We start from the raw sequence: 12,808 nt of genomic DNA on the forward strand, positions 1-12,808 counted from the left end.
CGCGCGTTTCTTCATGATGTGCGTCGCCGCGGGCTTGACCGTGGGCGTCGTCAACTACCTGCTCTTCCGGTTCTTCGTCTGCCGTGAGATGCGGCGCGTCGTGGAGGGAATGCGACACATCAACGACGCCGTGGCGACCGCCGAGGGCGGGGGCGACTCCTGCCGCGACGGGTGCAAGCTCGACGTCGAGAGCGCCGATCTCATCGGAGAGATGGCCGGTTCGTTCAACAATATGACCGATGCGATCGCACGCCGGATCTCGGTCGAGAGCACGACACGGGCGATGCTCGCCGAGCTCTCCCGGACGATGGACCTCGACGAGGTCTCGGGGACCATACTCAAGGGGCTCTCGAACGTGTGCGGAGCGCGGGCCGGCGTCCTCTACGCCGACACGGGCAGCCGGATGGAGTACATGCGGGGCTTCGGAGTCGACCTGACCGACGAGCTCCCGCAGGTGATCGATGCGTCGCAGGGGCTGGCGGCCCGCGTTCTCGAGACCGGAGAGCCGATGCACATCTCGCCCGAGGACGACGGGTTCTCCTGGTTCAGAGGGTCGACGCCGCTCGGGAGCCTCCGTCCGAAGGCGATCGGGCTCGTCCCTCTCATGGCGGAGGAGCGCCCCGTCGGTCTCGTCGCGCTGGCGTGCTCCAAGAGCCGCCTCGATGACGAGATGCAGGCCCTCCGGGAGGCCATCCGCACGCAGTCGGCTCCCTATCTCGCGACGGCCGTCATGCACCGCAAGGTCGAGGACCTGGCGGCGATCGACGAGCTGACGCGGCTGCTCAACCGCCGGTTCGGTATGCGGAGGCTGGACGAGGAGTTCTCCCGCTCCATGCGGCACGGTGTGCCTGTCAGCGTACTGATGCTCGATATCGATGACTTCAAGATCCTGAATGACACGTTCGGCCACGACGCGGGGGACACCGTCCTGCGTTCGGTGGCGCGCCTGCTCGAGAGCACCGTGCGCTCGGGTGACATCGTCTGTCGCTACGGCGGGGAGGAGCTGGTCGTCATCGCGCCGGGCATGGGTCTGAACGACGCCGCCGCGCTCTCGGAGAGACTCCGGCGCCGGATGGAAGCGATGACGGTACCGTGGGGAGAGGAATCGCTCGGCGTCACGCTCAGCATCGGGGCGGCCTCCTGGCCGGTCGCCAGGACGTCGACCTCCAAGGAGCTGATCTCCGTGGCGGATCAGGCGATGTACCACGCCAAGCGCACGGGCAAGAACCGGGTCTCGCTCTGCGACGGCGAACGCTTCATCCCTGTGCAGGATCTGACGGCGGGTGCCGCGGTCAACGCACGGACGGGAGACGTCCCGCGGGTTCCGTCCGACGGTGACGCGTCGGGCGGCGAGCCCCGGGAGACCGACCACGGCGCCTGACCTGCGTGGCGCCGTGTCCCATGTCGTCTAGGATGCCTGGTCGTCGGTGTCGCGGCGGCGCTTGCCGAGAAGCACGAGGTGCCGGAGCTCCTCCGGGCCTCTCGCCTTCAGCCATTTCTTGTCGAAGTCCGGATCCTGCGTGATCTGCGCGATGTGCATGAGGGCCCTGAGGTGGTAGTTCCTCTCGTCCCTCGAGCCCATCAGGACGAAGACCGCATGGACCGGCTCCTTGTCCTCCGAGAACGTGATCCCCTCCTTCGACCGCGCCAGCAGGATATCGAAGATGCCCTCGCCCTCCACGATGATGTGGGGGATGGCCAGTCCGGGTCGGAGTGCGGTCGTCGACTCGGCCTCGCGCTCCATCAGAAGCTCGAAGACGCGGTCCGCCTCCATGTGAAGTTCGTGCCCGAGGACCTTCGAGATGCGGGCGAAGAACGTCTCGAGGCTCTCGCCTCCCTGGAGGTCGAGGATCGTACTGCGCTTGATGAGCTCGTCGAAGCGGTCCTCGACGATCTCGTCGCGCACCTTGAGGATCTCCCGGAGCTCCGCATCGAGCGACGAGTCAACGAGACCACGGTCGGTCACCCTGCGGACAAGCTGAACGAGACCGGAGTCCCGCTGCCCGCGGAGTCCCCGGTATGCTGCGAACCAGAGGAGACTCCCGCCGAAGAAGACCGCCGTCGCCGTGATCGGCACGATGCCCATCTTCGCCACCAGAACGCCGTAGAGAACGATCGCGGCGATCTGCAACCACGGATAGGCGGGGGAGCGGAACGTCGGCCGGTAGTGCTGGATCCCGCTCTCGCGCATGATGATGACGGAGACGTTCACAAGCAGGAAGAGGATGATCTTCATCGTCGACGCGATCTTGACCAGCGTGACGATGTCGACGGCCAGAATGAAGGCGATCATGAACCCGCCTGTCACCAGGATGGCCCAGTGCGGCGTGCCGCAGCGTTGGTTCACGCGCCCGAGGAAGGCCGGGAGGACGCCGTCCTTGCTCATCGCCATCGGCGTGCGCGAGGCCGAGAGAATGCCCGCGTTGCCGGTCGTGATGAAGGCCAGGATGGCCGCCACCGCCAGGATGATGAGCCCCGGCGTGCCCATGAAGTGCGACGCCGCCGTCGAGAGCGGCGTTGTCGACCCGGCCAGGATGTCGCCGTCGAGGACCCCGACCGTCGTGAAGACGGCCATGACGTAGAAGAAGGTCACAACGCCGAACGAGAGAAACATGCCCAGGGGGACGTTCCTGCTCGGGTTCTTCACCTCCTCGGCTACGGCCGCCGCCTTGGTGAGGCCTCCGTACGAGACGAAGACGAGCCCGGCCGTCGCGAAGAGAGCGCTCGCGCCGTTCGGCGCGAACGGCACGTAGCGCTGGACGTCGATCTCGGGCATCCCCCGAAACAGGTAGAAGATGATGACGCCGAGGAGCCCGACCACGAGCGTCGACTGGAAACGACCCGCGTGCTTCGCCCCGGACAGGTTGAGGAACATGAACACGAGCGTGAAGGCGACGGCGATGAGCTTGATCTGGAACGGGGTGATATCGGGGTAGGCCAGGACCGCGAACGACCCCATGCCGACGAGGGCGAAGGCCGACTTGAGCGAGAGCGAGAACCACGCGGCCATTCCGCCGACCGCTCCGAAGGCGGCCCCCATGCTCCGCTCGACGAAGAAGTAGTCGCCGCCTGCCTTCGGCATGGCGGTCGCAAGTTCGGCCTTGCTCAGGAGCGTCGGCACGACGAGCGCCGCCGCGAGCAGATATGCGAGGAAGACCGCGGGCCCCGAAATGGAGAACGCGATGCCCGGGAGGACGAAAAGCCCGGAGCTGATCATCGCTCCCGACGCGATGCAGAAGACCTCGAGGAGGCCCAGTTCCTTCCTGAGCTGCGTCATGGGTCAGGCGGACTGCGCCGCCGCTATCCTCCCGTGATGAGCCCGCCGAGGAGTCCGCCGACGAGTCCGAGCAGGCCGAAGTAGAGCGAGAGCACCACCATGCCCGCCCCGATGACCATGCCGAGTATACCGCCCGAGGCCGCACCGGCGGGTCCGAAAATGAGCCCTCCCAGGAAGAGACCGCCTCCCGTGAGGGCTATTCCGGCGAGGATCATGACGATCGTCCCCGCCAGAAAGCCCGCGAGGGCCCCGCGTCCCACGCCGGCGGCGATCAGCCCGGCGATGAAGCCGGCGATAAGCGGGCCGGCGATCGGGATCCGGCCGAGGATCGCCATGACGAGCGCACCGACTATCACTGCCAGCACCATCATGTCGTTTCTCCCGGGGTCTCTCGTGCGTCGGTCCGTCCGCCGAGCCGGCGCCGCCGCGCACGAACTAACCCTCGTGATGCTCGAAGATGCCGAACGGAATCCCGTCCGGATCGGACGCCAGCGCCCAGACGCCCATGGGGATCTCCTGCTTGGGGACGATGATCGATCCCCCGTTCTCGACGGCCTTCTCGAGCGCGGCGTCTATGTCGTCCACACAGAAGTAGACCGTCATGCCGAAACCGGGGACGTCGGCGGGCTTCTTCATGATACCGCCCTGAGGACCCTCGCCGGCCTTGACCATCGTGTAGCCCGGGTTCGAGTCGTCGTAACGCCATCCGAAGACCTCCTCGTAGAAGGCCTTCGTCGTGTCGGGATCGCTTACCAGAAGCTCGAAGTGACACAGGTTGCCTGCCATCATGCCTCCCGTGATCCGCTGCCGGGGCTCCCGCCCCCCTTGCCTTCATCATCAAGGACGATGCTGCGTCCCAGTCCGCTTTCTATGAAACCCTCTCCGAACTCGTCGGCCAGTATCGTCGTCGCTCGGTCTCCCGTACAGTGCGAGGGGGCGATGCGCTCGAGCCCCATCTCACGGAGCTCCGCGGCGGTCGCTCTGACGGAGCCCTTGCGGAACGCGTGGAGATGAAAGCCCCCGATCAGCGTCCCCACGGGGCTGCCGGCGACACGCGCGGCCTCCTTGAGCATCGTCTGGACGCCGGGATGCGCGCAGCCCGTGACGAGCGCGGGCCCGTCGTGGCCCGCGAGGATGAGGCCCTGCTCGATCTGCTTGCCCGGCAGGGAGCCGGTCGTCGTGACGCCGTCCGCGAGCTCCTCGCCGGGGTCGGCCGTCCTGAAGCCGACACCGGTCGCCTCGATGGCCTCTACGAGCCGTTTCGGCAGCGAGTCGGGTACGATGAGCTCGACACCCGGCGCCACCGAAAGAAACTCCGGCAGTCCGCCCGCGTGATCGGCGTGAGCGTGCGACAACACGACGAGATCGATCGACTTCGGGACGATCGAGAGTGCCCTCAGGTTGGAGAGCAGCGTTGCACCGTCCGACCCGGCATCGAAGAGCACCGTCCTGCCGTAGCCCCTGACGACCGCCGCGAATCCCCAGCCCGTGATGAGGCCCGGGACGCCCGGCACGTTGTCGAAGACGACCGTCAGCTCCTTCAATCTCCCGGCTCCTTCTTGTCGCGCCCGCACTGGGCGTCGAAGTCCCTGCGGACCATGGCCTTCGTCTCGCGGAAGCCGAGGCGCTCGTAGAAAGCCTCCCGTCCTTCCGTCGCAACGAGGTCGATCATGTAAAGACCCTCGAGCTCGTTGAGCATGCGTTCCATGATCGACCGTCCGATGCCGTGTCCCCGGTACCCGGGCAGGACCTCGAGGAGCGGGATGTACGCCGCGAGGACGCCGTCCGATACGGCGGTGGAGAAACCGACGACACACTCCTTCTCTTCGTCGACGGCCAGGACGACACGATAACTCTCTCTGAGGATGTCGAGGTGCCGCTCGGGTGACGGTGGGTTGGGCCAGCCCTCGAAGAAGCCGTCGAGCTGCGCCGCGTCGAGACCCTCGAGATCCGTCGTGTAGCGGATCACGGTTCCTCCGGCTCACCTTTGGGGCGCCGTGTGAGATAGCGCGACATGGTCACGAGATCGCCGCGCTCGCGCCATCCGACCCGCTTCCAGAACTCCCGGGCGCCCTCGTTCTCCTGGAAGACGAACAGGTGTGCCTTCTCGATGCCCGCAGAGGCGAGCGCGCTCAGGGCACTTTCGACCAGACGACGACCGATGCCCTCGCCGCGGTGTGCGTCATCGACCGCGAGATGCGTGACGTAGCCTCTCCGCCCGTCGTGCCCGCACAGCACGGCCCCGACCATGCGCCCATCCTCCCGGGCGACGAACGAGAGCCCCGGATTTCTCTCGAGGAACCTCTCGATGCCCTCACGGTCGTCGCCGGGGTACAGGCCGACCCCGGGCGAGGCCTTCCACAGGGCCTCGACGTCATCGAAGTCCGCCGCGCTCATGGCGGCGAGCTCGGTTGCGGTGGTGCACGTCACGGTCTACTCCGTCGGCGGGTCGAAGACGACCTCGATCCTCTCGACGATCTCCCGCGCCGTCGTCAGATCGGACAGGTCGGCGTCGATCGTCCCGTTCCGTCCGGCGGGGTCGCCGTGGCCGACAGGCTCCAGCACCGTCTTCCCGCCGGCGTCGCCTATGACGATCTCGCCCGACCAGATGAGGGACGGCTGACCCGACCCCATCGAGCCGCCCGAGTAGTTCGGGTCGTCCTCCGAGAGGTCCTCGGAATACGTTTCGTTGAAGTCCTTCGAGTGGTTGATCTCCGCGCGCACGAGGTACGTGCCGGGCTCGAGCTTCTCCGGCACCGCCCACTCGCGCACGAACCCCGTTTCCGGCGTCGCGGACGTCACGGCGTCCGGCGGAAGGCCGGTCGCGGGCTCCTCCGCGTCGTGCTCGCCGTGACAGAAGGCGCACGACCTCATAGGCGCGATGCCGACCCGCGTGTGACGATGGCTCCACACGGGGATCGCCGACTTCCGCTCGATGGCGTCGGCGTCCTCGCCTGGGGACGCTCTCCAGTCCAGGAGTGCGCCGCGCCGCGTTACGTAGATCGTTGTCATGAACTCGCCGTCCGGCTTCTCGAGCCAGAAGGCCATCTGCGGGCGGTTCTCGACGGGAACAAGGAGCATCACCCGGAAGGTGTGCACCCACTCCTCACCCGGATGGACCGTGAGCGTCAGCTTGCCGTTGGGTCCGGCCTCAGTCGGATAGCGGGCGTAGTCCTCCGTCGCATCCGAGGGGGCCGCCGACCAGGCGAGCGCCAGAGCGGCGAGAGCGGTCGCGACAAGGAACGAGTGCCGCACGTCAACCCTCCTCGATTTCCGTGATGGGGTCGTCCGTGAACAGGTAGTCCTTCATCTCATGCGCGAAGGCCTCGTCGTGACGCCGGATCCACTCCATGAGCATGGCTGCGTGTTCCTTCTCCTCGTCCCGATTGTGGGCGAGGATCCTGCCCAGCTCCGGATCCGCGGCGACGTCGACACGCTGATTGTACCAGTCGACGGCCTCGAGCTCCTCGACGAGGGACGTGATGGCGCGATGGAGGTCGATCGTCTCCTTCTTCAGAGCCTCGCGGTTCTCGTGCAGACCTTCCGAGCCCATGGGACCTCCTTTGCTCCGTGATGGAGTTGCTTCGAGCGAGAAACAGTCTAGCACAGCGAGGCCCCCGCGCAAAACGAGGGGCACCCGCGTCCGGGGACCGGCCAGGCGGCGTTGCGGAGCGACAGGATGGAGGGCGCGCGGGCGCCCGACGGACGGGGCTACCCGAGGCCGAGAAGACGCCCGACCTGATAGACCCCGAACGCGGAGAGCCACGCGAGGCCGGTCTGGAACGCCAGGGCGAAGTACATCCAGCCGGCGCCGGCCTCCCTCCGGATGGCCGCCACGGCGGCGATGCAGGGCGTATAGAGGAGCACGAAGATCATGAACGCGAACGCGGCCAGCGGGGTCACGCCGCTCGAGGGGGCCCGCAGGGCCTTCGACAACGTCTCCGTCTCCTCCTCGGCGGAGGCGTGGTAAAGAACGCCGAGGGTGGAGACGACGACCTCCTTGGCCACGAACCCCGTAACGAGACTGACGCCCATCTCCCACGTGAAGCCGAGCGGCCGCATGGCCGGCTCGATCGCCTTCCCGGTCCTGCCGATGAAGGAGTGCTCGACCCTGAGACGCTCGAGCTCGGTCTCGAGCTCCTCGGCCCGCTCTTCCGCGCTCCGCCCGTCGCTCGCTCGCGCGGTCTCGATGTCGCTCTCGTAGGAATCGATGGTCTCGCGCGGCAGGGTCGGGAAGGTTCCCAGGGCCCAGAGGACGACCGACGCGACCAGGATCACGCCGCCCATCTTCTTGAGGTACACCCGCACGCGCTCCCACGTGTGGACCAGGAGCCCTCTGGGGGTCGGCAACCGGTACGGTGGGAGTTCCATGACGAAGGGTGACGGAACGCTGCGGAAAAGGGTCTTCGACAGCACCCGCCCGACGGCGAAGGCCATGAGGATCCCGACGAGATAGACGGTGAAGACGACGACGCCCGCGCGTCCGGCGAAGAACGTGCCGCCGATGAGCAGGTAGACCGGGAGTCTGGCGCTGCAGGACATGAACGGGACGACGAGGATCGTGAGGATGCGGTCGCGCGACGACTCGAGTGTCCGGGTCGCCATGATCGCCGGCACGCTGCAGCCGAACCCCATCAGCATGGGGATGAAGGACTTCCCGTGGAGGCCCAGCGAGTGCATCACGCGGTCCATGAGGAACGCCGCCCGGGCCATGTAGCCCGAGTCCTCGAGAAAAGCGATGCCGAGGAAGAGGATCGCGATGTTCGGGAGGAAGATGATGACCGAACCGACCCCGCCGATGACGCCGTCGATGATGAGACTCGACAGCATCGATTCGGGAAGCACGACCGAGAGCGTACCCGCGAGCCAGCCGACGAACGCGTCGATCCAGTCCATCGGGTAGGAGCCCAGCCGGAACGTGAGTTCGAAGAGCAGCCAGACGAACAGGAAGAAGATCGGGTAGCCCAGGTAGCGGCTCGTGAAGACATTGTCGATCTGCCGCGAGACCTCCATCCGGTCGACCTTCTGCTCGGTCAGCGATTCCCTCAGGGCGCCCTCGATGTACCCGTAGCGCCCCTCGGAGATGATTTTCTCCGCGTCCGAGCCGGTCGCCGTCCTGATATGGCGCTTGCAGCGGTCGACGAGGACCGCGAGCTCATCGTCGCCCGCCGGTGGTGCTGTCATGACCTGCTCGATCTCGAAGTCGCCCTCGAGGAGCTTCGTGGCCACCCATCTGACCGGGTAGTCTCCGACAAGCTCCGGCCGCCGGAGGAGTTCGCCCTCGAGCTCGCTGAGCACGTCGTCGACGTGCGGTCCATACGATACGGGGACGTGCCGATGGGCCTCCGCTCGGTTCTCCGCGAGCTTGATGGCCGCTTCGAGCAGCTCGGTCGCGCCCTCGGCACGGTGTCCGACCGTAGGGACGACAGGCGCGCCGAAGAGGGTCGACAGCCTGTCGCAGTCGAGCTCTGCCCCGCAGACCAGATGCTCGTCCCACATGTTCAGATCGAGCACGACGTCGACCCCCAGCTCGAGGAGCTGGACGGTCAGGTAGAGGTTGCGCTGGAGGTTGGCGGCATCGATGACGTGGATGACGACGTCGGGCTTCTCGTCGATGATGAACGAGCGGGCGACACGCTCCTCAACGGAGTAGGCGGTGAGGCTGTACGTGCCGGGGAGATCGATGATCTCGATGTCGTATTCACCGTGCGTGAGACGACCGACCTTCTTCTCGACGGTCACCCCGGGCCAGTTGCCGACCTGCTGACGCGCTCCGGTGAGCGCGTTGAAGATCGACGTCTTGCCTGAGTTCGGATTGCCCGCAAGGGCTATCGTGAGGGTTCGTCGTCGGTCTTCCGCCATGTCCTCTTCCTGCCGTGCCCGCGACCGCCGCCCCTGCCGCGGCCGAAGAACCGTCTGAGGCCACGCTTCCCACGCCGCCGGCACCGGGGAGGAGCCGCTACCGGCTCGACGAGGACGCGGGACGCCTCGGTGCTCCGGAGGGTGACGTGCGAGCCTCCCACGGAGTATTCCGTCGGGTTCCTCAGGGGGGCTCGTCGTATGACGTGCACAACCGCGCCGTTGACGAAGCCCATGTCGAGGAGCCTGCGACGGAAGGCTCCCTCTCCCTCAACGTCGAGAACGCGCGCGGCGGCACCGGGGGCCAGCGCGCTGAGGCGCAGCGCTTCCTCACGAGGCATTCGCAACCCCCTCGTGTCCGTCCAGGAAGAGAACGAGCTTCTCAAGCGTCTCCTCCGACAGACCGTGTTCCAGGCGACATGCCTCGGCGTCCGCCTGCTCCGGCGCGACGCCCAAAATGTCGTGGAGGAAGCGGAAGAGGACCGTGTGACGCTTGTAGACCGTCGCGGCCCTGCGGCGGCCCGACTCGGTCAGCACGACCTTCCCGTAACGGCGCTGGCGGACGAACCCGTCGGCCTTGAGACGTCCGATGGCGGCCCGGGCCGTCGGCGTCGTGACGCCACGTTCCTCGGCCACCTCGGACACGCCGACCGTGTCCTGCCGAAGGGACAGCAGGTAGATCGTCTCCAGATAATCCGCGGCCCGCTCAGAAAGCATGATGCCTCACATAAAGTAAGCCCACTCTTACTTTAGCCAGAAACATGCCGGAAGTCAAGCAGTTGCCGACAACGGGCCGCTTCACAGGTGGAATCTTGTGGCATGAGAAGGGCGCACGGAGAGGAAGGGGGATGCTCCGGGTACGCCGGCCGCACCGACCGCCGCCGGCTAGAGGGTGTTCACGAGGAACCGGACCGCGAGGGCCACGAGGAGGGAGTAGGTCACGTTGACCATCGTCCCGGCCAGATAGTAGAGCGAGTTCGTCTTGAGGTCTTCGCGGCGCACGAAGGCCTTGCCGGCGAAGATGATCGAGAGCGCCGTGTAGGCGCCGAGGAGGACGAGCGTCAGGATAAGGAGGTTCTCGCACTTGCCGACCACGACCCCGGTGGCGCGCGCCTCCTCGTCGAGGTCGACCAGCACGTTCTCCTCACCGACCCTCCGGTAAACGGCCGTCAGCACGCGTCCGCTGGTCGCCAGGAGAGTCACGGCGCCGGCGACGACGATCACGGCGTCGATCGCGTTGGGAATCGCGTTCACTCGGTTCGCCTCCGTTGGGGTGTCTCGCGTTCCGCAAGCGCTCCGTCGAGACGTGCCTGGAGCGCCTGTATCTCCTGCCATCTGGCGCGCGCGAGCGTCTTCGAGACCGTCTGCTGTGTCACCCCGACGGCCCCCGCTGCCCGCTCCTGCGTTCCCTCCCGCTCGAATGCACGAACCACCTCCCACTGCCTGTCCGACAGGTCGCCCAGGTGGAAGGCCAGGAGGTTCAGATAGCCCGCCAGCAGCGCCTCGGTCAACGCGTCCTCGAGCGAGGCCTCGAAGAGCAGGCGCTCGCCCTTCAGCTGCTCCATCAGATGCGCGGCTCGGTGGAACGCGGGACCGTCCATGAGCGCGATGTCCGAGGATGCAAGCCCGGTGTCGACCTCACCCCGAACTGCGACAAGACGGTACTGTACCGGGAAGAGCCCCTCGATGAGCGCGGCGACGATCCGGTGCAGGCGCCCGTGCGACACGAGCGCGCCGCCGAACTCGTCAACGCCCTTGATGGGGCTGAACGGCGCCCTGACGTCCGCGCCGAAGGCCGCGTTGATCGCGTCGCAGGTCCGGCGAAGCGCGGCCTCCATTCCCTGCCGGTCCTCCTCCGTACGGGAGGCGACGGCGTCGCCGAGGATGATCGTCAGAATCTCACGCTGCGGATCGGACATGGAGGCCTCATACAACCCTTTTCGTGAGTAGTTGGCGACTACAACCATTTGCATTTGTAGCAAGCGGGATGCCGGTCTGTCAAGCACAAATCGGGAAGGGTGTATTCTAAAAGTACAACCTATTAGAGGTGTTGCTGGGCCGTGCGGAGCCTGGTCACGGTTCAGCGGCCGAGGCATGCCTCTCCCTGAGCAGCGACCGGACGGGGATGGACACGGGGCCGAACGCCCCTTCGTGTCGAGCTATCGGTACATGGCCTTGATCGAACCCCAGCTCGTCTCCTCGACCGGAGACTGGGTGCAGCCCTGGTCGAGGGCCCCGATATCCTTCGACCAGCCGTTGTTCCCGGCGAGGCACGGGGAGTTCGAGGCGAGGGTCAGGTCGAGCGTCTCGATGTTGCAGAAGAGCGGGTCGTCTATGAAGAAGTTCGTCACACCGGGTCCGTCCCCGCAGATGTCGTCGCCGCCCGCGTTCGAGGAGAGACAGCACCACTGGGCCGACACGGGGCTCGTTCCGTCGCACTGGACCGTCGTGCCGCGCGTCCCTCCGTTGAAGGCGATGATGGAGCTGAAGACCGACGGGTAGCTCGTGCCTTCGAAGTTCATGACATCGCCGCCCGATGCGGCCGTGTTGTGAACGAACGTGCAGCGGTTGAAGACGGGGTCGGAGTAGTTCCACGCATGGACCGCCCCGCCCTCCGTCCCGGCGGAGTTCTCGATGAAGAGGCAGCGCTGAAAGGCCGGCGCACTGTTGTCCCAGATGTAGACGGCGCCGGCGTCGGTGGCGGACGTGTTCCGCTCGAACCGGCAGTTCGTGAACTGGGGGCTGGAGTTCTGGACGATGTAGACGGTGCCGTGTTGGGCGACCTCGCAGTCCTCCACGGTGACATTCGAGAGGACCGGGCTCGATCCGGTCGAGCAGTAGATGGCGGCGCCGTTGTTGGCGATGCAGCGCCGGATGACGACGTCCTCGATCGTGGGCGAGCAGTTGTTGACGCACCAGATACCCGCGCCCCATGTCGCCAGCGCCTGGCAGTCCTCGATGACGATGTCCCGGATGGTGGGGCTCTCGTAGAACTGGAGGCGGATGGCGGCGCCCGGCCCGTGCGGGTTGTTCGCGACGATGAAGTTCCGGATGGTGAAGCCCTCGATGACCATCGAGGCGTCGTGCCCGTCCCGGCGAAGGCTGTAGAGGTTGAAGCAGTGATGGTTGATCTGGTCCTGTCCGTCGATGGTCACGGAGGACGAGCCGCCCTCGCCCTTCAGGACGAAGTTGATCCCGTCGGGTATGTCGATGTCCCGGTTCCCGTCGCCCGTGTAGGTCCCGGGCGTCACGAGCACCGTGTCACCCTCGGCGACGGTGTCGACCGCCGCCTGGATGGTCTGGAAGGCCGTCGGTTCCGATGGATCGACGACCCAGGTCGTCGCGTGGGCCGCGGCCGTCAGGAACACGACCGTCAGTACGGCAGCTGTCGCAGTCCTCTTCATCCCATCCTCCCGTTCGTGGGACGCGGTGCAGGGCTTGAAACCCCGTGAGATCCGCTCCCTTCGGAATGCAATTTCGGGGCCGGATCTCCCGTGACAGGCGTCCCGCAGGGCCCCCGCGCTACATGTCGACGTGGATCTCGAGGATGTCTCCGTCCTCGACGAGATGCTCTCGGTCCACGACCTGTCCGTCGAACTTGCCCGAACCCCAGACCCGCGCCGACTTCATGTTCTCGCCGAACTCGCGGTGGATCTGCCGGGCGACGTCGAG

The 12,808-nt window shown here is 66.5% G+C and carries 16 protein-coding genes; 1 reads left to right on the top strand and 15 read right to left on the bottom strand.

Annotated features, from left to right (window positions below; genetic code table 11):
• A partial coding sequence (locus GF405_06350; GenBank protein MBD3367778.1) for a diguanylate cyclase occupies positions 1–1,381 on the top strand: 1,381 nt, incomplete at its 5' end.
• A gap of 27 nt (positions 1,382–1,408) precedes the next feature.
• Here the strand turns inward: GF405_06350 and GF405_06355 are convergent.
• The 15 genes from GF405_06355 to GF405_06425 form a co-directional block, all read right to left on the bottom strand.
• Entirely contained in the window at positions 1,409–3,277 is a 1,869-nt protein-coding gene (locus GF405_06355) for an amino acid permease (GenBank protein MBD3367779.1), read from the bottom strand.
• 23 nt (positions 3,278–3,300) lie between these two features.
• The gene (locus tag GF405_06360; protein ID MBD3367780.1) at positions 3,301–3,648 is read right to left on the bottom strand and encodes a hypothetical protein; all 348 of its coding nucleotides are present in this window, start codon (positions 3,646–3,648) and stop codon (positions 3,301–3,303) included.
• Positions 3,649–3,712: 64 nt separating this feature from the next.
• Complete coding sequence (locus GF405_06365; protein ID MBD3367781.1) at positions 3,713–4,066, bottom strand: VOC family protein; 354 nt, start codon at positions 4,064–4,066, stop codon at positions 3,713–3,715.
• On the bottom strand, positions 4,063–4,851 hold the full coding sequence (locus GF405_06370) for an MBL fold metallo-hydrolase (protein ID MBD3367782.1): 789 nt from the start codon (positions 4,849–4,851) through the stop codon (positions 4,063–4,065). Before GF405_06370 ends, GF405_06365 begins: the two co-directional genes overlap by 4 nt.
• Positions 4,818–5,246: a GNAT family N-acetyltransferase gene (locus GF405_06375; protein ID MBD3367783.1), complete on the bottom strand. Its 429-nt coding sequence runs from the start codon at positions 5,244–5,246 to the stop codon at positions 4,818–4,820. Before GF405_06375 ends, GF405_06370 begins: the two co-directional genes overlap by 34 nt.
• A complete protein-coding gene (locus GF405_06380) occupies positions 5,243–5,674 on the bottom strand; it encodes a GNAT family N-acetyltransferase (GenBank protein MBD3367784.1) in 432 nt (143 codons plus the stop codon). The genes GF405_06375 and GF405_06380 overlap by 4 nt, the downstream gene beginning before the upstream one ends.
• 36 nt (positions 5,675–5,710) lie before the next feature.
• A complete protein-coding gene (locus GF405_06385) occupies positions 5,711–6,532 on the bottom strand; it encodes a hypothetical protein (protein MBD3367785.1) in 822 nt (273 codons plus the stop codon).
• Position 6,533: 1 nt separating this feature from the next.
• Entirely contained in the window at positions 6,534–6,830 is a 297-nt protein-coding gene (locus GF405_06390) for a ferritin (GenBank protein MBD3367786.1), read from the bottom strand.
• A 158-nt stretch (positions 6,831–6,988) separates the two neighbouring features.
• Positions 6,989–9,139, bottom strand: a complete 2,151-nt coding sequence (gene feoB, locus GF405_06395; GenBank protein MBD3367787.1) for a ferrous iron transport protein B — start codon at positions 9,137–9,139, stop codon at positions 6,989–6,991.
• Positions 9,106–9,477, bottom strand: a complete 372-nt coding sequence (locus tag GF405_06400) for a hypothetical protein (protein MBD3367788.1) — start codon at positions 9,475–9,477, stop codon at positions 9,106–9,108. Before GF405_06400 ends, feoB begins: the two co-directional genes overlap by 34 nt.
• Complete coding sequence (locus tag GF405_06405; protein MBD3367789.1) at positions 9,467–9,853, bottom strand: metal-dependent transcriptional regulator; 387 nt, start codon at positions 9,851–9,853, stop codon at positions 9,467–9,469. Before GF405_06405 ends, GF405_06400 begins: the two co-directional genes overlap by 11 nt.
• A 168-nt stretch (positions 9,854–10,021) precedes the next feature.
• Positions 10,022–10,390 (bottom strand): hypothetical protein, encoded by a 369-nt coding sequence (locus tag GF405_06410; protein MBD3367790.1) that lies wholly within the window; start codon positions 10,388–10,390, stop codon positions 10,022–10,024.
• Complete coding sequence (locus tag GF405_06415; GenBank protein MBD3367791.1) at positions 10,387–11,232, bottom strand: hypothetical protein; 846 nt, start codon at positions 11,230–11,232, stop codon at positions 10,387–10,389. The genes GF405_06410 and GF405_06415 overlap by 4 nt, the downstream gene beginning before the upstream one ends.
• Before the next feature lie 63 nt (positions 11,233–11,295).
• A complete protein-coding gene (locus GF405_06420) occupies positions 11,296–12,540 on the bottom strand; it encodes a hypothetical protein (protein ID MBD3367792.1) in 1,245 nt (414 codons plus the stop codon).
• Between the two features lie 118 nt (positions 12,541–12,658).
• The coding region (locus GF405_06425) for a TGS domain-containing protein (protein ID MBD3367793.1) at positions 12,659–12,808 on the bottom strand (150 nt) is incomplete at its 5' end.

The organism is Candidatus Effluviviaceae Genus V sp. (genome assembly GCA_014728125.1).
GTDB lineage: Bacteria > Joyebacterota > Joyebacteria > Joyebacterales > Joyebacteraceae > WJMD01.

Bases quoted from the DNA above. Each gene is read 5' to 3' on its own strand.
- GF405_06360 (MBD3367780.1), bottom strand. From the start codon at position 3,648: ATGATGGTGCTGGCAGTGATAGTCGGTGCGCTCGTCATGGCGATCCTC.
- GF405_06400 (MBD3367788.1), bottom strand. From the start codon at position 9,477: ATGCCTCGTGAGGAAGCGCTGCGCCTCAGCGCGCTGGCCCCCGGTGCC.
- GF405_06415 (MBD3367791.1), bottom strand. From the start codon at position 11,232: ATGCCTCGGCCGCTGAACCGTGACCAGGCTCCGCACGGCCCAGCAACA.
- GF405_06355 (MBD3367779.1), bottom strand. From the start codon at position 3,277: ATGACGCAGCTCAGGAAGGAACTGGGCCTCCTCGAGGTCTTCTGCATC.
- GF405_06365 (MBD3367781.1), bottom strand. From the start codon at position 4,066: ATGATGGCAGGCAACCTGTGTCACTTCGAGCTTCTGGTAAGCGATCCC.
- feoB (MBD3367787.1), bottom strand. From the start codon at position 9,139: ATGGCGGAAGACCGACGACGAACCCTCACGATAGCCCTTGCGGGCAAT.
- GF405_06380 (MBD3367784.1), bottom strand. From the start codon at position 5,674: ATGAGCGCGGCGGACTTCGATGACGTCGAGGCCCTGTGGAAGGCCTCG.
- GF405_06420 (MBD3367792.1), bottom strand. From the start codon at position 12,540: ATGAAGAGGACTGCGACAGCTGCCGTACTGACGGTCGTGTTCCTGACG.
- GF405_06405 (MBD3367789.1), bottom strand. From the start codon at position 9,853: ATGCTTTCTGAGCGGGCCGCGGATTATCTGGAGACGATCTACCTGCTG.
- GF405_06390 (MBD3367786.1), bottom strand. From the start codon at position 6,830: ATGGGCTCGGAAGGTCTGCACGAGAACCGCGAGGCTCTGAAGAAGGAG.